The sequence below is a fragment of the Andreprevotia sp. IGB-42 genome, assembly GCF_009848685.1.
In the GTDB taxonomy this organism is placed as follows: Bacteria; Pseudomonadota; Gammaproteobacteria; order Burkholderiales; family Chitinibacteraceae; genus Andreprevotia.
The window spans coordinates 15,511-35,235 of the sequence record NZ_WXTX01000017.1 but is presented as its reverse complement, the minus strand read 5'-3'; the positions used below and the strand labels follow the sequence as shown (position 1 = coordinate 35,235).

Annotated in this window: 21 protein-coding genes; 8 read left to right on the top strand and 13 right to left on the bottom strand. The window is 62.8% G+C overall.

The window, feature by feature from the left end:
- The first annotated feature begins 62 nt into the window (after nucleotides 1-62).
- The gene (gene dbpA, locus IGB42_RS19740) at nucleotides 63-1,445 is read left to right on the top strand and encodes an ATP-dependent RNA helicase DbpA (protein WP_159674955.1); all 1,383 of its coding nucleotides are present in this window, start codon (nucleotides 63-65) and stop codon (nucleotides 1,443-1,445) included.
- A gap of 387 nt (nucleotides 1,446-1,832) precedes the next feature.
- Nucleotides 1,833-2,504: a dihydrofolate reductase family protein gene (locus IGB42_RS19735; protein WP_159674953.1), complete on the top strand. Its 672-nt coding sequence runs from the start codon at nucleotides 1,833-1,835 to the stop codon at nucleotides 2,502-2,504.
- 89 nt (nucleotides 2,505-2,593) lie between these two features.
- Here IGB42_RS19735 and IGB42_RS19730 read toward each other — a convergent pair whose 3' ends face one another.
- Both IGB42_RS19730 and infA read right to left on the bottom strand, forming a co-directional pair.
- Complete coding sequence (locus IGB42_RS19730) at nucleotides 2,594-2,800, bottom strand: hypothetical protein (RefSeq protein WP_159674951.1); 207 nt, start codon at nucleotides 2,798-2,800, stop codon at nucleotides 2,594-2,596.
- A 216-nt stretch (nucleotides 2,801-3,016) separates the two neighbouring features.
- The gene (infA, locus tag IGB42_RS19725) at nucleotides 3,017-3,286 is read right to left on the bottom strand and encodes a translation initiation factor IF-1 (RefSeq protein ID WP_159674949.1); all 270 of its coding nucleotides are present in this window, start codon (nucleotides 3,284-3,286) and stop codon (nucleotides 3,017-3,019) included.
- A gap of 472 nt (nucleotides 3,287-3,758) precedes the next feature.
- Between infA and IGB42_RS19720 the strand changes: the two genes are divergently transcribed.
- Nucleotides 3,759-3,962 carry a cold-shock protein gene (locus tag IGB42_RS19720; protein ID WP_159674947.1) on the top strand — a complete coding sequence of 68 codons (204 nt, stop codon included), beginning with the start codon at nucleotides 3,759-3,761 and terminating at the stop codon, nucleotides 3,960-3,962.
- Nucleotides 3,963-4,109: 147 nt separating this feature from the next.
- Here IGB42_RS19720 and IGB42_RS19715 read toward each other — a convergent pair whose 3' ends face one another.
- On the bottom strand, nucleotides 4,110-4,379 hold the full coding sequence (locus IGB42_RS19715) for a DUF1653 domain-containing protein (protein ID WP_159674945.1): 270 nt from the start codon (nucleotides 4,377-4,379) through the stop codon (nucleotides 4,110-4,112).
- 88 nt (nucleotides 4,380-4,467) lie between these two features.
- Here IGB42_RS19715 and rarD point away from each other — a divergent pair, with 88 nt between their 5' ends.
- Nucleotides 4,468-5,415, top strand: coding sequence for an EamA family transporter RarD (gene rarD / locus IGB42_RS19710; protein WP_159674943.1), 948 nt, complete (start codon nucleotides 4,468-4,470; stop codon nucleotides 5,413-5,415).
- On the opposite strand, the gene IGB42_RS19705 is transcribed toward rarD, so the two are convergent.
- Together IGB42_RS19705 and IGB42_RS19700 are read right to left on the bottom strand one after the other, a co-directional pair.
- Nucleotides 5,369-6,325, bottom strand: a complete 957-nt coding sequence (locus tag IGB42_RS19705) for a stealth family protein (RefSeq protein WP_201800020.1) — start codon at nucleotides 6,323-6,325, stop codon at nucleotides 5,369-5,371. The genes rarD and IGB42_RS19705 overlap by 47 nt on opposite strands.
- 75 nt (nucleotides 6,326-6,400) lie before the next feature.
- Complete coding sequence (locus IGB42_RS19700) at nucleotides 6,401-6,883, bottom strand: hotdog fold domain-containing protein (RefSeq protein ID WP_159674939.1); 483 nt, start codon at nucleotides 6,881-6,883, stop codon at nucleotides 6,401-6,403.
- A gap of 139 nt (nucleotides 6,884-7,022) precedes the next feature.
- Between IGB42_RS19700 and IGB42_RS19695 the strand changes: the two genes are divergently transcribed.
- Both IGB42_RS19695 and IGB42_RS19690 read left to right on the top strand, forming a co-directional pair.
- Complete coding sequence (locus IGB42_RS19695) at nucleotides 7,023-7,343, top strand: YkgJ family cysteine cluster protein (protein ID WP_159674937.1); 321 nt, start codon at nucleotides 7,023-7,025, stop codon at nucleotides 7,341-7,343.
- A gap of 119 nt (nucleotides 7,344-7,462) precedes the next feature.
- Nucleotides 7,463-8,365 carry a transglycosylase SLT domain-containing protein gene (locus IGB42_RS19690; RefSeq protein WP_159674935.1) on the top strand — a complete coding sequence of 301 codons (903 nt, stop codon included), beginning with the start codon at nucleotides 7,463-7,465 and terminating at the stop codon, nucleotides 8,363-8,365.
- Between the two features lie 18 nt (nucleotides 8,366-8,383).
- Here the strand turns inward: IGB42_RS19690 and IGB42_RS19685 are convergent, their stop codons facing one another.
- On the bottom strand, nucleotides 8,384-8,929 hold the full coding sequence (locus IGB42_RS19685; protein WP_159674933.1) for an NADPH-dependent FMN reductase: 546 nt from the start codon (nucleotides 8,927-8,929) through the stop codon (nucleotides 8,384-8,386).
- A gap of 420 nt (nucleotides 8,930-9,349) precedes the next feature.
- Here IGB42_RS19685 and IGB42_RS19680 point away from each other — a divergent pair, with 420 nt between their 5' ends.
- A complete protein-coding gene (locus tag IGB42_RS19680; protein ID WP_159674931.1) occupies nucleotides 9,350-9,799 on the top strand; it encodes a response regulator in 450 nt (149 codons plus the stop codon).
- Between the two features lie 30 nt (nucleotides 9,800-9,829).
- The gene (locus IGB42_RS19675) at nucleotides 9,830-10,069 is read left to right on the top strand and encodes a hypothetical protein (RefSeq protein ID WP_159674929.1); all 240 of its coding nucleotides are present in this window, start codon (nucleotides 9,830-9,832) and stop codon (nucleotides 10,067-10,069) included.
- 120 nt (nucleotides 10,070-10,189) lie between these two features.
- Here the strand turns inward: IGB42_RS19675 and IGB42_RS19670 are convergent, their stop codons facing one another.
- From IGB42_RS19670 to IGB42_RS19640, 7 genes are all read right to left on the bottom strand, one after another.
- Nucleotides 10,190-11,074 (bottom strand): DUF4397 domain-containing protein, encoded by an 885-nt coding sequence (locus IGB42_RS19670; protein ID WP_159674927.1) that lies wholly within the window; start codon nucleotides 11,072-11,074, stop codon nucleotides 10,190-10,192.
- 374 nt (nucleotides 11,075-11,448) lie between these two features.
- Nucleotides 11,449-12,645 carry a VWA domain-containing protein gene (locus tag IGB42_RS19665; protein WP_159674925.1) on the bottom strand — a complete coding sequence of 399 codons (1,197 nt, stop codon included), beginning with the start codon at nucleotides 12,643-12,645 and terminating at the stop codon, nucleotides 11,449-11,451.
- 4 nt (nucleotides 12,646-12,649) lie between these two features.
- The gene (locus tag IGB42_RS19660; RefSeq protein WP_159674923.1) at nucleotides 12,650-14,959 is read right to left on the bottom strand and encodes a DUF5682 family protein; all 2,310 of its coding nucleotides are present in this window, start codon (nucleotides 14,957-14,959) and stop codon (nucleotides 12,650-12,652) included.
- Nucleotides 14,959-15,687: a DUF4241 domain-containing protein gene (locus IGB42_RS19655; RefSeq protein WP_159674921.1), complete on the bottom strand. Its 729-nt coding sequence runs from the start codon at nucleotides 15,685-15,687 to the stop codon at nucleotides 14,959-14,961. The genes IGB42_RS19660 and IGB42_RS19655 overlap by 1 nt, the downstream gene beginning before the upstream one ends.
- Before the next feature lie 10 nt (nucleotides 15,688-15,697).
- The gene (locus IGB42_RS19650; protein ID WP_236822657.1) at nucleotides 15,698-16,801 is read right to left on the bottom strand and encodes an AAA family ATPase; all 1,104 of its coding nucleotides are present in this window, start codon (nucleotides 16,799-16,801) and stop codon (nucleotides 15,698-15,700) included.
- Nucleotides 16,798-18,366 carry a DUF5691 domain-containing protein gene (locus tag IGB42_RS19645; RefSeq protein WP_159674919.1) on the bottom strand — a complete coding sequence of 523 codons (1,569 nt, stop codon included), beginning with the start codon at nucleotides 18,364-18,366 and terminating at the stop codon, nucleotides 16,798-16,800. Before IGB42_RS19645 ends, IGB42_RS19650 begins: the two co-directional genes overlap by 4 nt.
- Entirely contained in the window at nucleotides 18,354-19,691 is a 1,338-nt protein-coding gene (locus IGB42_RS19640; RefSeq protein ID WP_159674917.1) for an SWIM zinc finger domain-containing protein, read from the bottom strand. The genes IGB42_RS19645 and IGB42_RS19640 overlap by 13 nt, the downstream gene beginning before the upstream one ends.
- Between the last annotated feature and the right edge of the window lie 34 nt (nucleotides 19,692-19,725).

Below are 19,725 nucleotides of genomic sequence, written 5' to 3'. Positions count from 1 at the left end.
GCTATCCCCGATGCGCGCCGCCTGTTAGACTATTGCCCCTTCTGATCAACCGGCAAGTCCTTGTGAACAAAGCACCTTTTTCCGCCCTCGACTTGCCGCCAGCGTTTCTCGCCAACCTCGACAGCCTGGGTTATCAGAACATGACGCCGATCCAGGCCAAGAGCCTGCCCATCGTGCTTGATGGTCATGACCTGATTGCGCAAGCCAAGACCGGCAGCGGTAAAACCGCCGCCTTCGGCATCGGCATCCTGTCGCATGTGAACCCCAAATTCTTCGGTATCCAGGCGCTGGTGCTCTGCCCCACGCGCGAACTGGCCGATCAGGTGGCCAAGGAACTGCGCCGGCTGGCCCGCCATATCGAGAACATCAAGATCCTCAGCCTGTGCGGCGGTTCACCCATGGGGCCGCAAATCGGCTCGCTGGAGCATGGCGCGCACATCGTTGTCGGCACGCCGGGCCGCATCCGCGATCACCTGGGCCGCGGCACCATCATCCTCAATACCATCAGCACGCTGGTGCTTGATGAGGCAGACCGTATGGTGGACATGGGCTTCTACGATGATATTGCCGGCATCGTCAGCGCCTGCCCCAAGCGCCGCCAGACCCTGATGTTCTCGGCCACCTATCCCGATACCATCCGCAAGGAAAGCGCGCGTTTCCTGAAGAGCCCGGTGGAAATCCGCGTGGAATCACTACACGATTCCGGCCAGATCGAACAACGCTTCTACGAAGTGGTGCATGAAGAGCGTAATGCCGCAGTGGCACTGGTGCTGGATCATTTCCGTCCCAAATCGGCGCTGGTGTTCTGCAATACCAAGATCCACTGCCGCGAACTGGCGGCCATGCTGCAGGAACAGGGTTTTGCCGCGCTGGCGCTGTATGGCGACCTGGAGCAGCGTGACCGTGATGAAATCCTCATCCGCTTTGCCAACCGCAGCTGCTCGGTGCTGGTGGCGACCGATGTGGCGGCACGCGGGCTGGATATCAGCACGCTGGATGTGGTGATCAACGTGGACGTATCGCGCGATACCGAAGTGCACATCCATCGCATCGGTCGTACCGGCCGCGGTGAAGACTGTGGCCTGGCGGTGAGCCTGGCCTCAGCTGCTGAAAAGAAGTGGGTGAAGCTGATCGAGGAATACCAGAATGCGCCGGCACAATGGTTCGGCCTGGATACGCTGACGCCGGGCACCGAACCACGCGAACCGGCGATGGTGACGCTGTGCATTTCCGGCGGCAAGAAGGAAAAGCTGCGTCCTGGCGACATCCTGGGAGCATTTACCGGCGAAGGCGGCCTTGCCGGCAGCGATATCGGCAAGATCAACATCACCGAGTTCATCAGCTATGTGGCGCTCAACCAGCGCATTGCCCACAAGGCACTCAAGCGTCTGGCCGACTGCAATATCAAGGGCAAGCGCTACAAGATGCGGTTGATCGGCGGCTGATCCGCTGCGCTGCGTGCAGCGAACCATTCCGAAGCGCGCGCCGCCGACAAGGCAACGCGCGGCTGTTTTGGCAGGCCGCTTGCCGGGAAAGGCGAGCGCCGACCGGGGAAACTTGCCGCCACCACTATCGCCAGGCCCGCATCCGCAAGGCGGTGATGCGCAAGACGCTCCCTACCCCGTTTTCTTCGCCACCAATCCGCCGCTGCAAACGACAGCCGCCACTTCCCGCCCAACAGATCACCGCCCCCTTGCCATTGAACGCCACCCAGTGTGGCTTTGCGCTTTCCGGCCAGCCAGCGATAATCCGCTTTAGTGCTGACGGCAAACCCGGGTAGACCCGCCGGTCTGCGCGCCAGCCCCGTAACCATGCATTCGCGGGAGGCTTATATGCGGAAACTCATCGCATCCACATTCGTATCGCTGGACGGTATCATGCAGGCCCCCGGCGGGCCGACCGAAGATCCGGGCGGCAACTTCACCCAGGGTGGCTGGCTGTATGCGTTCGGGGATCCGGCGATGGATATCTCTGCAGCAGGTTTCGATGGCAAGGACCGGGAACTGGTGCTTGGCCGCAAAACCTATCAGATATTCGAAGCGTACTGGCCTTACCAGCAGGCGGACAACCCGATTGCGACAACGCTGAACGCAGCAAAAAAACACGTGGCCTCGCGCACCTTGCAATCACTGGACTGGCAAAACGCATCCCTGCTGGACGGCGATGTGGTTACCGCCATCACCGCACTCAAGGCACAGCCCGGGCCTGATCTGCAGATCATCGGCAGCGGCAACCTGATCCAGACCTTGCAAGCTGCATCACTCATCGACGAATACAACGTGTGGGTATATCCGGTGGTGCTTGGCCATGGCAAGCGGCTGTTCGAATACGGTGCACGGCCAACTGCACTGCGGCTGGTGGGTTCGAAGGTCTCGGGTACCGGCGTATTGATGAGTACCTATGTACCAGCCGGGGAAATCCGGTCTGGCCCCATAGGCGGGGAAACGGAACCCAGCGAAAAAGAATTGGCCCGGCGCGCCAGGATCGCTGCCGGAGGCGATTGATGCTTCGGAACGTGGCCTGCGATTGAAAACACCGGCATGGCGCCGGTGTTTCGCCGCAGCTGCGGCAAGCCTGCGTATCCAGAATCAAATCAGTGCAGGCGATCTTCTTCACGTCGACCGCTGGCGCCGCGGCGTTCATTGCCATTCAGGAAGTGATTGGCCCAGTGCCAGAAAGCATCATCCGGGCTGGGCAACATGCGCCGCTCGGCATTGCGGCGTTCCCGCCCGGATTGGGGTTGCGGTAATGCTTCCACAGCCCGCAGCAGCGGGCCTTGGTAACTGACGTACTTTTCCATGATTTGCTCCGAAGCTGGCCAGCACGCATTGCTGGATGCAACACACCCCGGCCTGGTTGAACAATCAGATCACGCCGTCTTTGCGACAGCTTGTTAAGTGCTTCGCAAGACCAGTTTACGACCGGGCAACGGGCAAAAAGAAACCATCCAGACCGACGGCAGGCCACCGGGCCGACAGGGAAAGACGAAAAAAAAAACGCCCCGAGGGGCGTTTGATCAGCGACGCACGTAACCAGGACGTGTCGGCGGCGGGCCGGACTGACGCTCGTCCTTGTGGCGGAAGCTCACACGGCCCTTGGTCAGGTCATACGGCGACATCTCCACGGTGACCTTGTCGCCGGCCAGCACGCGGATACGGTGTTTCTTCATCTTGCCCGAGGTATAGGCGTTGATTTCAACACCGTTGTCGAGCGTCACGCGAAAGCGCGAATCAGGCAGCAGTTCGGTGACTACGCCTTCCATTTCAAGCAGGTCTTCTTTTGCCATTGTTTGGTACTCCGGTGAGCTCGCCACGATGTGGCGCCAGGCGCCGGCATAAGGCGCAAGGATGAACGAAACCGGATACAGGCGAGCTGGGAGACAGCAAGCCAGATGCAGGAACAGTTCAACGCGGGTCACGCCGTCCTGCCAATAGAATAGTAGACGACGGCGAAAATTGTCGGGTTGGCTAACGGGTACTACTCACACGCCCAACCCGGGCGAAGCGCATATTCTACAGTGCATTGCCGTTTATCGCAGCCAAATATTGACCGTTGCCGCAGAAACAACGATCGATGGATAAGAAAAAGCTTGCACACCCCAGCAAACATGCGTAAAAAGGTCGTCGCAGGATTTATCAAGCCGTGAAGTTGCGGTGTTCGTTGTAGCGATTACCTCGTTTTGCCAATTCCCTTGATCTGTCATGCACCCGGGCTTCGGCTCGTCTTTTCAAATACTCATTTCATACCAAGGATTTATCATGGCTAACGGTACCGTTAAGTGGTTCAACGACTCCAAGGGCTTCGGCTTCATCACTCCTGACGAAGGCGGCGATGACCTGTTCGCGCATTTCTCGCAAATTCAGTCCAACGGCTTCAAGAGCCTGGCTGAAGGCCAGCGCGTGACTTTCGACGTCACCACCGGCCCGAAGGGCAAGCAAGCTTCCAACATCAAGGCTGCCTAATCAGCGCTTGAGTTGTAGCTGCAGGAAAAACCCGGAGCGATCCGGGTTTTTTTACGTCTGTCGCTGCCCCACGCTGGCACGAACCGTGCAACGCGACAAGAGCAGCAGACCGTACAGCAGCCCCGGCCGGAGCCAGCCTGCCGGCAATCAGCCAGCACGCCGGGTATTCCGTGCGATCTCGACTGCCGCTTGTGCAGCGGTGCGATCACCCTGCATGCCCCGGATCACCACATTCTCTTCCACCGGCGTGAAGCGCCCCGCCCATTCGCCCGCCGGACGCACCCATACGCCAGGATCGAACGGCCACAGGTGCTGGTAGACGATCATCGGGCTCAGGTCCTCGCTATGGCGCGCTTCCGCGATGAAACGATAGAAGCCGCCGTCCATGTGACGGAAATGCTGGCCTGCTGCAAACATATGGGTACCCCGTGCAAAAACCGTCAGTCTAACGCTCATCGTGGAAAGCCACGACAGCCAGCGGCTACAGCACTTGTTAGCATCCGGCATGCCTGATCGAAATCCATCTGCATTGCCCGGCAAGGGCGTTGCGCTCTCCGTTGTCGCTTCCTGCGTATTTGCCGCACTGGGCTGGTTCACCACTTTGCTTACCCCGCTGGCCGGGCTGGACATTTTTGCCTGGCGCATCGTCTGGACCATACCCGGCATGGTGATCGTGCTGGCGCTGCTGCGGCACGGGCCGCGGTTCCGGACGATGCTGGCGCGCTTTGGCAAAGAACCACGGCTATGGCTGGCGCTGCCCGCCTGCGCGGCGCTGCTGGCGGTACAGCAATGGCTGTTCATGTGGGCGCCGCTGGAAGGCCGGCTGCTGGAAGTATCGCTGGGTTACTTCCTGCTGCCACTGGTGATGGTACTGGTTGGCAAGCTGTTCTATGGCGAGAAGCTGAGCCCGCTGCAATGGATGGCAGTGGCCTTTGCTCTGGCGGGCGTATTGCACGAACTCTGGCTGACGCGTGCGTTCTCGTGGGTGACGCTGCTCACCGCGCTGGGCTACCCGCCCTACCTGATGCTGCGCCGCCGGGTGCGGCTGGAGCCGGTCAGCGGTTTTCTGCTGGAGATCTTGTGCATACTGCCGTGGGCGGCCTACCACTTGGCCACCCACCATGCGGCCATTGCAGCACTGGCGAGCAAGCCGGCGCTATGGTGGCTATTGCCTTGCCTGGGCGCGATGAGCGCATTGGCGTTTGCCTGCTACCTGGCAGCCAGCCGGCTGCTACCCATGGGCCTGCTGGGCATCCTCGGTTATGTGGAACCGGCGCTGTTGTTCGTGATTTCCATCGTTTTGCTTGGCGAGCCATTCAGCGCCAGCAGCCTGGGCACCTATGTGCCGATCTGGATTGCGATTGCGCTGACCTGCTACCACAGCGCCATGACGCTGCGGCAGCAGTTCAACGCTCGAAACGCGACGGCTGCGGCAACAGGCGGCGCAGCGTAGTCGCTACCCGCAGCAGTGCAGGATCATCATCGGGTGCATCGTCGCTGGTATCGTTGATGCAGAAAAACGGGATGTGGCCGAAACCGGCCTCCAGGCGCGCGAACTGTGCAGCGGCATCCGCATCGCCGGTACTCAGGTAGCAGGGTTCGATCACCCGTTCTGCAGCCTGCCCGCTGGCAGCCATCCAGCGCAGGTACAGATCAGTGAGTACCGGCGGGGTTTGCCAACTGCGGAAGGTGGTGCCGCGTACCCGCGCAAACAGATCGGCCGCCTGTTCCTCCAGCTGGAACAGCGTGTTCCGGAGCAGGCCGCGCGGGATATGCGCATACGCTGCGGCAACGTGGGTATATCCGGGCAGTTGCATGGACAGCCACTGGCGCGACAGCACGGCCGCGTTCACCAGTGCGGTTTCATCCGGCTGCAGCGCCATGTAGTCGGGCACCATGGCCACTTCCCGGTATACGACGAGGCCGGGTGGGCCGAACAGGCTGTCCGCGTCAAACGGCGCACCAAAGAACACGTCGTCGTTGCAGTAGATGAAGCGCTCTGACAAGCCGGGAATATGATGGATATACGATTCGATATTGCCGGCATCGAACACCGGCCGGCGGCCAGCGGGAATGAGATCCGCGTGATCGATGACGGTCAGCTGCGGGTGCTCGCGCAACCAGTCTGGTCGCTGCGCGTCCGTCACCAGGTAGACATGGCCATGATCGGGGTAAAAGCGCTCCAGCGTGCGCAGGCTGTAGCGCAGCTCGCCGTTATCACGGTAGCGCCCGGCCACATTGCCGTAACGCGCCAGCATGGCCGGGTTGGCGGCAAGCCATGCACTCCACGCGGCCGAGCGCCTGGCCTGCCACGCCGGGTCTGCGCCGTTCACCCATAAATAAACGATATCGATTGCTGCCACGCTGCTTCCCGCTGCTGCTACCACAAAGCGAGCATGATACGGACATGTGCCCCTGCACGGCAGTGGGCAGCGCGTTCAACCCGCCTGGCCGGGCTTGCGGGATACCCACATCGAAATCGTGGCGCGCACCACCACTTCGCCGCCACGATCGAATACCTCCACCAGCACCGGCAGCGCAAAACCCTCGCCCCATATGTCCGGCGCATCGACCTGTGCGACGGCGCGCAGATCGGTTTCGGCCTTTTTCAGGTATTCAACATGCATGCCCCTGGGTATCCAGCGGTGGCTGGCAGGGATGGTCACATCAGTCATGGTGCCGGCGGCCAGCTCGGCCATATTGCACATGGCAATCGCGTGCACGGTGCCGATGTGGTTGCATACCGCGCGGCGTTTCCTGATGGTGAGTTCGGCGCGGCCCGGCGCCAGATCGACAAAGCGTGGCGAAATCGAGCCGAAATACGGGGCCTTGAAACAGACCAGCCGGGAGAACAACCACTTCCCGGCCGGCTTGCCGGCAAAGCGCCGCCACAGGCGCAGCAATGGAGGGGTTTGCGACATGAGAGCATCCTTGCGGTATCAAGCTGCGAGTATGGCAGCGCACTGCCGCGGACGCCGATCAGGGTGTCACGCAAGACAAGCGTTTGAGTGCATGCGGCAACAGGCTAGAATCAGCGCTTCGCATTTCATGGCACAAGCAATGAGCGAAGCCTGTCAAAGCTGTGGCGCATGTTGCGCCAGCTACCGCGTGTCCTTTTACTGGGGCGAAACTGACGCCGCCCCCGGTGGCACGGTGCCCGCCCACCTGACCATACCGGTGACACCCCACCATGTTGCGATGCGCGGTACCGAACATAAACCGGTGCATTGCGTGGCGCTGCAGGGCACCGTGGGCGTGGCGGTCGGCTGCAGCATCTACGCCGCGCGTTCGTCAACCTGTCGCGAATTCGATGCTGGCGACGAGCGCTGCAACGATGCGCGCTGGCGCCACGGCTTGCCGGCCTTGTCAGCCCCGGGCTGAAAGCGCACGATGCCACCTTCTGTCCATACCAGACAGCAATCAGCTTACGATCTGGCGCGCTGGCCGCGTATGCTGCCTGGATCACCCCACCGCCGGCCCTGGCCGGCAAAGCACAGCACATGCTGACGCTGGCGCTGGCCGCCCTGCTGGCTGGCGGATCCCCCAACTTCAATCCTGACGAGCCGGCTTCGGTGCGCCAGGCGCTGCAGATCGCAGCAAAAATGGAAAGCGCCGACCCGTGGGGCGCGGCGGCACGCTATTGCCGCGCCGCGCGGCTGGGCGTGACAGAGGCGCAATACCGGCTGGGCATCCTGTATGCATTTGGCGCCGGCGTGCCGGAAGACCGCAAGGCCGCAGCCAGCCTGTTTTCGATCGCTGCGCAACAAGGCCATGCCGAGGCCCAGTCGATGCTGGAAACCATACGCTACAGCGCGGATGCATTGCCGCCCTGCGTGCTGGGCAATGTGGACCCGGCGCATGCGCCGGTCAACCTGCAGGCCACGCTGGACCTGGACGAGATCATTGCCGGGCTGCCCAAACGCAAGCGCTGGGTGGCCGAACTGGTGGAGCGGATGGCAGGCTGGTATGACGTAGACCCGCGGCTGGCGCTGACCATCGCCACGGTGGAATCACGCTTCGAGCCCGGCGCGCGCTCCGATGCCTACGCAATGGGCGTGATGCAGCTGATCCCGGCCACCGCAGACCGCTTCAACGTGCGGGATGCATATAACGCCAGCCAGAATATCCGTGGTGGCCTGCGCTACCTGCGCTGGCTGCTGGATCGCTACCAGGGCAATGTGGCACTGGCCGTAGCAGGCTACAACGCGGGCGAAAAGGCGGTGGACCGGCATCGCGGCGTACCGCCGTATGATGAAACCCGCCAGTACGTGCTGAAGGTGCGCCGGCTTTACCCGTATGCGATGCACCTGCCGGATGCGGGCCGCTGGCCAACACCGATGCCGGTTGCGGAGGCCGGCAGCAGTGCGGCAAAACGCACGGGCAGGCAAAAGCCCGTGCGCTGAGCAATGCCGGGCCGCCGATCAACCGCGGTTGTGCTCGACCCATTCGCTGAAGGTTTGCCAGTAGCCACGCAGGAATTCCAGCGTTTTCTCGTTGGTGATTTCGCCGTTTTCCAGCGATTGGCTGATGTTCAGGTAGGCCTCCGGCTGGCCGAGCACGCGCAGGTTCAGGTATGCGAGGGTCTGGCGCAGGTGATGCTGTGCGCCAAAAGTACCGATGGCCCCCACCGATGCCCCTAGCACACCAGCGGTCTTGCCATCCCACTTGCTTTGCCCGTACGGACGTGAGGCCCAGTCGATGGCATTCTTGAGCACGCCGGGAATGGAACGGTTGTATTCCGGGGTGATAAACAGGATGGCATCCGCTGCCTGTACCTGTTCACGCAGGGTTTTTGCTTCTTGGGGCGGATCGGCTTCCAGATCCTGGCTGAAGTAAGGCAGGGTCTTGATATCGAACTGCGTGAGTTCGTAGCCGGCCGGTGCGAGCTTTTGCAGCGCGCGAAACAGGCTTTGATTGATCGATGTGCTGCTGATGCCGCCTACCAGCGCAAGTACCTTTGTAGCCATGATGACTCCTTGACCAGAACTGCCGAATGAAATCGCGCATGCATTGCTGCAGACGCGGCTGCGATACCGCTTCAGCATAGGCGCTTCATGGCCTGCTAGCTGTCAGAACAGGCCGCAAGTTTTGCATGCATGACGGCCGGCCCCGCGCTAGCCTGTGCAACCGGATCGCAGCACGGGCAGACGACCACAAAGCGATGCTTTCCCGCTGCATTGCCGCCGGTCACCTGCGCGATGCGTTACGATAGGTGCCGTCAGGTTGGCAGGCATGGCCGCAACTGCGCGGATGCTCGTCACTGTGGCCGAAGCCAGCCCGGACCAGCGCCGCATGACGCGCCCCGCTTGACGCTATGCCAGCCAGGCCCTAGATTTTGTGAAACGACAGCAAAAACCTTACAGGGGCACGCGCATGGAATGCATACGATGATCGGGCCGCAAGCCATTCTGCTGGTGGACGATAACGATGCGGATGCCGAACTCACCGCGATGGCCTTTGTAGAGGCACGCATCCACAACCCGGTGATACGCGCGCGCGATGGCGTCGAAGCGCTGGATTACCTGTTTGCACAGGGTGCGTACGCCGGGCGCAACGTGCAGGATATTCCGGCGATCGTGCTGCTGGACCTGAACATGCCGCGGCTTTCCGGCATCGATGTGCTCAAGGCAATACGCCAGGATGAACGCATCCGCCACCTGCCGGTGATCATTCTTACCTCATCCATCGAAGAGCGCGATCGCATGGCCGCGTATGAGAACTTTGCCAACAGTTACGTGCAGAAGCCGGTGGATTACGATCAATTCGTCACCGCATCGCGTGAGCTGGGCAGCTACTGGCTGGCGCTGAACCAGCCGGCCCCGCGCAAGCACGTCTAAGCATTTCCCCTTCCCTGCCGGAATCCCCGCATGACGCTGTACGAACGACTGCAGAACGTAACCGATGCCACCAGCTTCCTGGCTTTTGCCCACGCATTACAGCAGGACCGGCTTGAACACGCGGCAAGCTGGCCGCAGCAAAGCCTGGAGGATTACCTGGCCGCAGCGCTGGATTGGGCGGACAGCACCCACATGGGCAAAACTCAGGGGTTGAATGACGCACCGCCATGGAAGCGCTTTGCGATGTTCCTGTATTGCGGCAAGGTATAAGACTGACAAGATATCGCTTGTAGCCCACCGATCAGCAACGCGATCAGTGGCGATGGCCGGAAACCGCTGTATTGCGGCTTCCGGCTTTTCATTTCACGCGCCTCGTGCCATACCGCGCATTTACGGCACCGGAGTGACTGTCGGTGTCGTTGTAGGGGTCAGGGTCGGAATGACGGTCGGGGCCGGTGTCGGAGAAATAACGGTTTCCGGCGTCAACTCAACCCCGCTGGTATCGCCGGTCTTCACGATCAGCACCTTGATCTGGTCAGGCAATACCGATGCAATACCTTCCTTGGGAAGAACGGTCACCAGCCAATCGGCATTGGATGTGAGCGATACCGATTGCGAGGTAAAGATGGGTTGCTTGGAGCCTGCATTGGTGACAACCACACGCACCACACCACCATCGGTGTTGTACGAATCCTTGCCTGATTCAGGCAAAGCCTTCTTGAAGCCTACTGCAGCAAATTGCGGTGTAGCAGTATCAATGCTCTGACCTTCCTTCAGGAAATAGATATCGACATTGCCGGTATTGAATGCGGCATTGAATGCGCGCACGCGGGCCTTGTCGGAGAACAGGCCTTTTTCATATGGGTCGTCAATCAACACGCCATCATTGGCAGCGCCGGTGCCGGCAACAAACAGATAGGTGTACTTGTGACCGGTAGCGGCCTTGAATTCACCCGACGAGGAAACCTGGGTAGTGGTGCCTGCGAGATTCGCAATCACCGTGGTAGTGACATCATCGATATTGCCGTAGGGCTTGGTATAAAGATAATCAGCGCCAGCCGCTATCGAATTACCGTTGGCCAGGAAGTCAACCTTGGGACCATTGGGGAACGCATGCACCACACGCAGCGATGGCTTGCTGAGGCCAAGACGATCATCGATCGCATCGTCACTGTTACACGCGCTCAACAACAACACCGAACCCAGGCCAGCAACCGCTACTGCCGCCTTGGCCCATGCCATCAGCCCGAACTTACCCGATTTTGCGCTCGTCATTTCGAATCTCCTTCAAATTGGTTCCAAGGGATTCCACTGGAATCCACTGGCGACAGCCGTTCTTGCCATCGCTACATGCCCGGCCCCGAAATGGCGGCGGCGTAGGAGAAAGATATTGAGAAACCCCGCCATGGCGTACCGGACTGCCACGGAGCTTCTAATAGGAAAGGACTGACGGAGACCGACGAAGATTGCAACAGGCTGATTGCAGCATTTCGCCATCAGCCGATGAAAAGCATTGGAAAAACAAGGCGAGCGGACCAAATTCATTCCATCTGCATTTACCCTCACGACATATCGATGCGCTTGAATGGCAGGATATGCAGCCCGGTAATTTGCCGGAGTTCCCGCTCATGGCATGCCAGATGAATGAATCACCCACCGGTCATTGTGGACAGGGGACTTCCAACTTGGTGATCATCCGCACGGTGGGTGACAAAACCCTGCCTGGCTGCCCACAGGTTGACGTCCTGTTTCTGGATGGCCGCGGCCATCAGCTCGGGAAACTGATCCGGGGTGCAGGCGAAGGTGGGAATGCCCAGCGCGGCAAAGCGCGCGGCATGTTGCTGGTCGTAACCGGGGGCGCCATTATCCGCCAGCGCCAGCAGGCAGATGAAATTGACGCCAGCGGCCTTGAGGGCGGCAGCACGCTTGAGCATCTCGCCGGCATTGCCGCCTTCATATAGATCGGTGATCAGCACCAGTATGGTTTTTTCCGGGCGGTCTATCACCTGCTGGCAGTAGCCCAGTGCCAGGTTGATATCCGTGCCGCCGCCCAGTTGCACGCCGAACAGCAGGTCAACCGGGTCTTCCGCTTCTTCGGTCAGATCCGCCACCTGGGTATCGAATACCACCATGCGGGTACGCACCGCGCGCAGCGATGCCATCACTGCGGCAAAGATGCCCGCGTACACCAGCGATGCCGCCATCGAGCCACTCTGATCCACGCACAGCACCACGTCACGCAGCGCACTGCGCTTGCGGCCATGGCCGATCAGTTTTTCTGCCACCACGGTTTTCTTTTCCGGCAGGTAGCGGCCCAGGTTGGCCTGTATGGTGCGGTGCCAGTCGATCTCATTGAGCTTGGGGCGACGGTTGCGCTCGGCGCGGTTGAGGCTGCCGGTGATCGCCTGGCGCATCGGTTCCTTCAGGCGCTTTTCCAGTTCGTCCACCACGCGGCGTACCACACGGCGTGCGGTATCGCGCGTTTTGGCCGGCATCACGCGCGATAGCGATACCAGGCTGGCCACCAGGTGCACATCGGGCTCCACCGCTTCCAGCAGCTCGGGCTCCAGCAGCATTTTCTGCAGGTTGAGGCGGGTGATCGCATCCTGCTGCATCACCTGCACCACCGGCGTGGGGAAGAATTCGCGGATATCGCCCAGCCAGCGCGCCACATTGGGGTTGGATGCACCCAGGCCGGCGCTGCGCTCGCTTTCGTACAGCGCAGCCAGCGCAGCATCGGCACGCTGCAGATCCGGGCTGAGCGCAGCACCGCAGGTTTCGCCAGCGGCTTCCCCCAGTACCAGGCGCCAGCGCTGCATGCGATCGGTATCAAGAGCAGGATTCATACGTTCAGGTTCCCAGTATGGCGGCCAGCACCGGCAATACGCGCGCGGCTCGGGCTTCGTCCAGTGACAGATCAGCTTGCTGCTGCGGCGAGGCATCACCCAGATTGCGCACCTTGCCGCCCATCTGGCGGCGTTCTGCAGGGGTGAAATCGGCAAACGCACGGCGCAGCAGCGGCAAGCGTTCCATGAATACATCGTGGCCCAGCGCAAACAGCCACTCATCGATCACGCGCCACAGCGCATCGTGATGCAGCAGCAGCAGGCCGCTGCCGCGCAGCAGCCCGGTCAGCCAGCCAGTGGATAGCGCCGGTGCCACCGCGGGCGCCAGAGCCAGCCGTGCCCGGGTAGCCAGCGTAGCGGCATCGATGCGCTGGCGATCGAACGCCAGCCGCAGCGCGCCCCCGCGCACCATGGGGGCAGCCGTATCCAGATCGAGCAGCTGTGCCAGGCAATCGAACCAGTCTTCGCGCAGTGGCGCCAGGTCCAGCGTATCGAGCGCCACCTGCACGTCGTCGACGCGCCGCATCAATGCTTCTGCCGCCTGCTCGTCGATGCCGCTGGCGGCCGGCCCCAGGCCGACGATGATGCGCTCGACCAGCGATTCCACGATGGGCTGCACGCTGGCGGCCGCGGTGCCACGCACATCACCGTAACGCGCCACGTACACCAACGGCGGCAACGCATCCATCAGGTGGGTGATATCGGCAGCAACTGCCGCCTGGTTCTGCACGCAGGCCAGAAGCACGTTGATGGCCTTGGGCAGGCCGGCCAGCACGGCGCTATCGAGCATGCTGGTAAGCACCGGCAGATCGGCATTCTGGCGTGCCTGCTCGCACAGCATGTTGCTGGCGGCTTCCACGATGCTGTTGCCGTAGCGGCTGGCGCCAATCAGGCTGACCGCCAGCTCCGGCTGCCAGTGCAGTTCCCACGCTTCGCGGAAGGTGCCGGTGCGGTTGGCATCGTGCTGCAGTTCGCCCCAATCCACGCCGAGGATATTCAGACGATGCAGCAAGCGGCTGCGAGCCCGGCCGCCCTCCTCGCGCAGGTCCAGATCGATGCGCTTGATTTCGGTGCCGGGCTTGAGGCGCAGGCGCTTCTGTTGTGCCTCCAGATCACGCTGCAGCGGGGCGGCAGCCGCATTGGCGGGTACCCGGCCAATGCCGTGGCCGATTTCCAGCCGGCTACGGATCAGCGCCAGTGGCGATGGCTCGCCGTGGCACAGCACGGTAAGAATGGCTTCGCGGTTTTCCGCCAGGCCAGGCAAGGGCAGGCCCCGCAAGGCAGCCAGCGCATCGGCCAACCGTACGGTTTCGATCACGCTGGCGGACGATGCATCCAGCCCGTGTTCACGCATCACGCGCGCGGCTTCGGTAATCCAGCGCAGGCCGGCACGGTCCGGGCTTTGCCACAGATGCCGGTACCAGCCTGGTGAGGTGACCCCGGCGCCGTAGCCGCTTTCGAACGCCAGGCGGTCATCGCTCCACGGCACCCAGGTACTGGCAACACGGGTTTTGGGCAAGCCCTTGAGCAAGGCCTGGTCATCCTTCGTGGTGGCCGGCTGAATCAGCGCCGGCACATGCCATGCGCCGGACACCACGGCAATACGCTGATAACCGGCTTTCTGCGCTTCACGCACGCGGCAGCGCATGTGTGCTTCGCGGCGGGCTTCGCGCAGGTCTGGCGGCGGTGCATGTTCGCGCAAGGCGGTCATGGCTTCGGCAATGGCGGCAAACAGCTCGGTGGCATCACGCCGCTGCTCGATTTCGATTTCCCACCACAGTTCGTGGTCATCGTAGCCGGCTGCGCGGGACAGCTCGCCGATCGGATCCATGCGCCAGTTGGCCATGTTGTCACCGGCTGCGGCCTCATCCGTCAATTCGCCGGTATCCGATGATTCCGCATCCGCGCCAGCCGGCTGATCATCACCCTCTGCTGCGGGCACTGCAGCGCCTTGCTCCGCATCCTCCTCGACCGCTGGCGACGCCTTGGCCATGGTCTCGGCAAAGCCATGCGTGGGCGGCAAATCCATGAAGTTGAGTGGAATGCCCTGCCCGGCCGCATAACGGATGGCGCGCCACTCAGGCGAGAACTCGGCAAACGGGAAGAACACGCCATGCTCCGGCGCATCGCTCGGGTACACCAGCAACGCCACCGGCGGGCGCATGGCCGGATCAGCGGCCAGTGCGACGATATCGTCGGCTTCCGGTGGGCCTTCCAGCAGGATGATGTCCGGCGCCAGCGTGGCAAGCGCGGCTTCCAGCGCACGGGCGCAACCGGGGCCATGGTGGCGGATGCCGAAGTAATGCGTTGCCATCAATCCCACTCCGGCAGCAGTGCCGCAGGCACCACCGCCAGATCGATATGCACGCCGGTAAGTGCGCCATCTGCCGCGTAGGTACCGATCACCGCATAGATGCCATCGCCCCAGCCGGAATGCGCAAGGATGAGGTTTTCGCCATCGCTGGCGCCGGGCAAGGCAATGTTGGCGCAACCGGCGCGCAAGCGGGTTTCGTCATCCATCTGCGCAAACCAGCTGTCGTCGCCACCGCTATCGACCAGCGTTTCGTACCAGTCGGTGCTGGCCGGGTCCGGCATCAGCCGCGCTACGGCATCGGCATCGACAAAACCCACGGTGCCGGCATCGACCGGGATGCCGACGAATTCGTCTTCTTCGGCTTCCGGCGCGGTATCGCCGGGTTGCAACGGCGCCAGGAAGCGCCAGCCCACCGCAGGCACATCGGACAGCACCAGCGACAGGTACGCTTCGCGCTCATGCGAGCCGTCCTGCTCGTCGCTGACGTCTGCAATGGTGGCCCGTACCGGATAGCGGCCGGGCGGTACGGCGATTTCGACGTTATCGGCGTGCGCGAGCGTGACGAAGGGATCGCACGGCACCAGCCGGCCGCTTTTCAACCACAGCTCGCCACAATCGACGGTGTGGAAGCGGTAGTTGATCTCGCCTTCTTCTTCGTCCTGCCATTGCGCGCTACGGTTCGCCAGCGCCAGCCAGCGGTCGGCGTGGATGGGGTTGAGCGTTGTCATGGCGGCCCCCTCAAACCACGTCCATGCAGGCGCGGTACAGGTCTTTCCACCCGTCGCGCTCCTTGGCGACCGTTTTCAGGTATTCCAGCCACACCAGTTTGTCCTGCACCGGATCCTTGACGATGGCGCCGGTGATGCCGGCGGCAATGTCCGCCGCGCGCAGGATGCCGTCGCTGTAATAGCCCGCCACCGCCATGCCGTGCCCGAGCACCGAAATGGCCTCTGCGGTGGACAGTGTGCCGCTGGGCGACTTGAGTTTGGTCTTGCCGTCTTCGGTCACGCCATTGCGCAGCTCGCGGAAAATGGCCACCACGCGGCGGACTTCTTCCAGCGCGGGTTTTTCTGCCGGCAGTGCCAATGCCTGGCCCAGCTCGGCCACGCGGCGGGTGACGATGCTGACTTCTTCATCGAAGCTGTCTGGCGTGGGCAGGATGACGGTATTGAAGCGGCGCATCAGCGCGGACGACATTTCGTTCACGCCCTTATCGCGGTTGTTGGCGGTGGCAATCACGTTGAAACCGCGTTGCGCCTGCACCTCGATGCCCAGCTCCGGCACCGGCAGGGTTTTTTCCGACAGCAGCGTGATCAGCGTGTCCTGTACTTCGCTCGGCACGCGGGTCATTTCTTCCAGCCGTGCCAGCTTGCCATCACGCAGTGCCTTGAGCATGGGGCTGGCGACCAGCGCGGCTTCGGACGGGCCTTCGGCCAGCAGCCGGGCGTAGTTCCAGCCGTAGCGCAGCGCGGATTCATCGGTGCCGGCGGTGCCCTGGATCAGCAGCGTGGAATCACCGCAGATGGCGGCGGCCAAATGCTCGGACACCCAGCTTTTGGCGGTGCCCGGCACGCCGTACAGCAGCAGCGCGCGATCGGTGGCCAGCGTGGCAACGGCAATTTCGATCAGCCGTGCGCTGCCGATATATTTGGCGCTGACCTCGAAACCATCCGCCAGCTTGCCGCCCAGCAGGTAGATTTTGACCGCCCAGGGCGACAGCCGCCAGTTGGGTGGCTTGGGCTTGCTGTCCTGGCGGACCAGCTCGGCGAGTTCTTCGGCATATTGCTGCTCGGCGTGCTGGCGCAGCACCGCGTTCAGGCTGGCGTTCGATGGGGCGGTCACGGGGCAGTCTCCTGGATGATGGTTTGTCGGGTATGGGCCAGCGCAACGATGCGCGCGGCGCGGTCGGTCAAGTGCCGGTAGATCCATTCCTGGCGGTCGGCAAAGGCCGCCACATTGCGCTCCAGCACAGCAATCAATGCGGCAAGGCGCGCATCGCTGATCTGCAGCATCAGCAAGGCGGTAAGGGTAAGGCAGGGTTCGATCTTGCCGGGCGCATGGTCGGCAAATTGCCGGGCAGCCAGCATGGTTTCCACTGCCTGCTGCACGGCGGCCGGCCACGGGCCATCCTGCCGGCTGAGCACCGCCACCACGATGTCGAGCTGGTCTGCGCCCAGCAGGCGCAGCAGCACCGCTTGCTGGTCTGCCACGGCGAGCGTTTGCCACAGGCGCGCGCCGTAATCGGCCATGCTGCCGCCTGGCGCCAGCAATGATTGCTCGACCAGCACCGCCGCCCAATCGGCATCGGCAAAGCGGCAGCTGGCTTCGGCCAGGCCGGACAACAAAGCCTCTGCCCAGTCGCTCCTTTGCAGCACCGGCAGCAAGGTGGCCGGCGTGGCGCCGGTGAGCTGGCCCCAGCGCGACGGGGGCACCAGCGCCAGCAACTGGCGCAACCACCACGCACGCTTGCCCTCCCCGGCAGACGGGTTGGCCACAATGCCGTCTTTCTCCCAATCCCTGGGTAGCTCCAGCGGCGGATCTACGACCAGTTGGGGCGCATTGCCCTTGCCCAGCCAACTGGCCACTTTGGCGAATGCGCCCTGCGTTTCGGGCTGCGCCCATTGCAGGGTGGCGTGTGCCCGCTCGCTCATGCGCAATGCAAATGCGGATTCCGGCAGCTGCGCCAGCAGGCCAGCGGCAAGCTGGCGCACGGCCTGGCTGCGATCGGCCAGCAGGCTGCTGAGGAGGGCTTCGTCATCGTTGCACAGGCCATCTGCCAGCACTTCCGCCAGCGCCAGCCTCTGCTCGGCTTTTTCCTGCGGCAGCGCAGCGGCCAGCCAATCCCGCGCCAGCGCAGGATCACGCTGGCGGGTTTGCGCCAGCGCGCGGCGGCGTACGGCAAATGTGCCCTCGTGCCAATGCGCCGCGAGCAACGCATCATCCGCCGGGGCTTGTTGTGGCTGTATCGCCCAGTGCCAGTCGGCATTCTGCGCGGCCAGCCAGCGGCCACGCTCGCCCAGTAGCGGCAGCCAGCGTTGCCGGCTGGCCTTGTTGTTCAGCCTGAGTGCCATAGGTAGCAGCACTGCCGGCAAGTGGTAATGGCGGGCAGCAAAATGTGCGGTGGCCCACGGCAACAGTTCGTCCAGCTGGCCGGCCAGCAGATCGCCCAGCAACGGGTGCAGCGCGGCGGGAACTTGCTGCTGCAATTCAACAGGTGCAGCTGGCGGCAGCATGATGGGCTGCGTTTGCAGCCCGGCCTGGCGGTACACCGCCTGCGCGCCCGCCTGCCAGAGCAGCCGTTGTTCACGCGTAGCTTCGGGCAGCAGCGCATCGATGGCGGCGATACTGGCGGCATCAGCCGGCAGATTGGCCGTGCCCACCAAGGCCAGCCGGGTCAGTTCGTCCATAGCTGGCCTCCACTCAGCGGCTGATAGCAACCGGCAATGAACAGGCCCAGTGGTCGCAGCAGCGTGCCATCCCACTCCACCGCCACGTCGAAGGCCTGCCCGCCAGATAGCGCCAGCCAGTGCCAGTGATCCCCGGCTGCCAGCGGCAACGCCTGCCCGTCCGCAGCCACGGCAAACCAGCGCCCGGCATGCAACACCGGCGTGATGCCGGTCAGCACCGCGGCGCAGCGCTCTACCCACGGATATTGCGCAAGGGTGGTACTGGCAGCATCGAGCAAGCGGGCAAAGTCCACGCCATGCAGGAACTGGCTGCTGGCCGCCGCCGGGCTGGCCGTCCCTTTGAGCAATGCACGTTGCGCGGCGGCGCCGGGCCAGAACACCAGTTCCGCATTGAAACTGCTACCGGGCAGCCAGCTCTGCCCGAAAGGCTGGGCGCCCACTGCAAATTGCAGCAACAACGCGTGGCGGCCGGTATGCTGCCCCTTGACCCACGTGCGCTGCACGCGCACGCGTTCGTTGTCTTCAACCATCTGGCCGATCACCTGCCAGGTATCCTGCACCGGCTGGCCAGCAGCGAGCACGTCTTCCTCGCGCACCGTGTAGCCGATGTACTGGCGCAGCGCGTGCTGCAGATCAGGGGTGAGCTGATCGATGCGCTCGAACGCGCGCACCGCCACTGCAATGCGGCCCAGTTCTGCCAACAGCTGTTCGGGCCAATCCGCACCGCTGCCGGGCAGATCAGCCAGCGCGCGCAGTCGGGCCGCCAGCGCCGGGGCCTGCGCATCCACCAGCCGGGCAGCCTGTTGATCCCAGATGCCGGGACCTTCGGCCGGCAGGCGAGCCAGGCCGTTGCGCACCAGGTCTTCCAGCCACACCTGCAATGCGGCCAGGCCATCGGCCACGCGTTCACTGCGCTTTTCCGCGCGTTTTTGCTGGGCGGCTTCGTCCACCGGCGCATCCGCTTTGGCGATGGCCTTGGCTTCCTTTTTGGCGGCGGTATCCACGCGCTTGTCCAGCCAGTCGCCCACCCATTCGGGTTCACCATTTTCCTGCACCAGATCGGGCTGGTTGGCGGTGAGCACCAGCAAGCCCAGCGCGTGCTTGCAGGGGAACTTGAAGCTGGGGCAAGAGCACTTGCTGGCAAAATCCGCCAGATCCACACGCACCTGATACGGTTTTGACCCGCTGCCCTGGCATTCGCCCCACAGCGCGCGCGGGCTGCGCCCCAGCAGTGGCCAGTTCTTGGCCTGTGCAAGCTTCTTGCCATTGCTGGCAGCGCCGTTGTCGGGCGCGAGCGCCAGCACTTGTTGTTCGGTCAGTTGCATTGCGGCGGGCGTGCTTGGGTAAAGGGCAGAAATT

What these genes read in the sequence shown, in the direction of transcription:
- IGB42_RS19735 (WP_159674953.1), top strand. Translation starts at nt 1,833, where the DNA reads ATGCGGAAACTCATCGCATCCACATTCGTATCGCTGGACGGTATCATG.
- IGB42_RS19730 (WP_159674951.1), bottom strand. Translation starts at nt 2,800, where the DNA reads ATGGAAAAGTACGTCAGTTACCAAGGCCCGCTGCTGCGGGCTGTGGAA.
- infA (WP_159674949.1), bottom strand. Translation starts at nt 3,286, where the DNA reads ATGGCAAAAGAAGACCTGCTTGAAATGGAAGGCGTAGTCACCGAACTG.
- IGB42_RS19720 (WP_159674947.1), top strand. Translation starts at nt 3,759, where the DNA reads ATGGCTAACGGTACCGTTAAGTGGTTCAACGACTCCAAGGGCTTCGGC.
- IGB42_RS19715 (WP_159674945.1), bottom strand. Translation starts at nt 4,379, where the DNA reads ATGTTTGCAGCAGGCCAGCATTTCCGTCACATGGACGGCGGCTTCTAT.
- rarD (WP_159674943.1), top strand. Translation starts at nt 4,468, where the DNA reads ATGCCTGATCGAAATCCATCTGCATTGCCCGGCAAGGGCGTTGCGCTC.
- IGB42_RS19700 (WP_159674939.1), bottom strand. Translation starts at nt 6,883, where the DNA reads ATGTCGCAAACCCCTCCATTGCTGCGCCTGTGGCGGCGCTTTGCCGGC.
- IGB42_RS19695 (WP_159674937.1), top strand. Translation starts at nt 7,023, where the DNA reads ATGAGCGAAGCCTGTCAAAGCTGTGGCGCATGTTGCGCCAGCTACCGC.
- IGB42_RS19690 (WP_159674935.1), top strand. Translation starts at nt 7,463, where the DNA reads ATGCTGACGCTGGCGCTGGCCGCCCTGCTGGCTGGCGGATCCCCCAAC.
- IGB42_RS19685 (WP_159674933.1), bottom strand. Translation starts at nt 8,929, where the DNA reads ATGGCTACAAAGGTACTTGCGCTGGTAGGCGGCATCAGCAGCACATCG.
- IGB42_RS19680 (WP_159674931.1), top strand. Translation starts at nt 9,350, where the DNA reads ATGATCGGGCCGCAAGCCATTCTGCTGGTGGACGATAACGATGCGGAT.
- IGB42_RS19675 (WP_159674929.1), top strand. Translation starts at nt 9,830, where the DNA reads ATGACGCTGTACGAACGACTGCAGAACGTAACCGATGCCACCAGCTTC.
- IGB42_RS19670 (WP_159674927.1), bottom strand. Translation starts at nt 11,074, where the DNA reads ATGACGAGCGCAAAATCGGGTAAGTTCGGGCTGATGGCATGGGCCAAG.
- IGB42_RS19665 (WP_159674925.1), bottom strand. Translation starts at nt 12,645, where the DNA reads ATGAATCCTGCTCTTGATACCGATCGCATGCAGCGCTGGCGCCTGGTA.
- IGB42_RS19660 (WP_159674923.1), bottom strand. Translation starts at nt 14,959, where the DNA reads ATGGCAACGCATTACTTCGGCATCCGCCACCATGGCCCCGGTTGCGCC.
- IGB42_RS19655 (WP_159674921.1), bottom strand. Translation starts at nt 15,687, where the DNA reads ATGACAACGCTCAACCCCATCCACGCCGACCGCTGGCTGGCGCTGGCG.
- IGB42_RS19645 (WP_159674919.1), bottom strand. Translation starts at nt 18,366, where the DNA reads ATGGACGAACTGACCCGGCTGGCCTTGGTGGGCACGGCCAATCTGCCG.
- IGB42_RS19640 (WP_159674917.1), bottom strand. Translation starts at nt 19,691, where the DNA reads ATGCAACTGACCGAACAACAAGTGCTGGCGCTCGCGCCCGACAACGGC.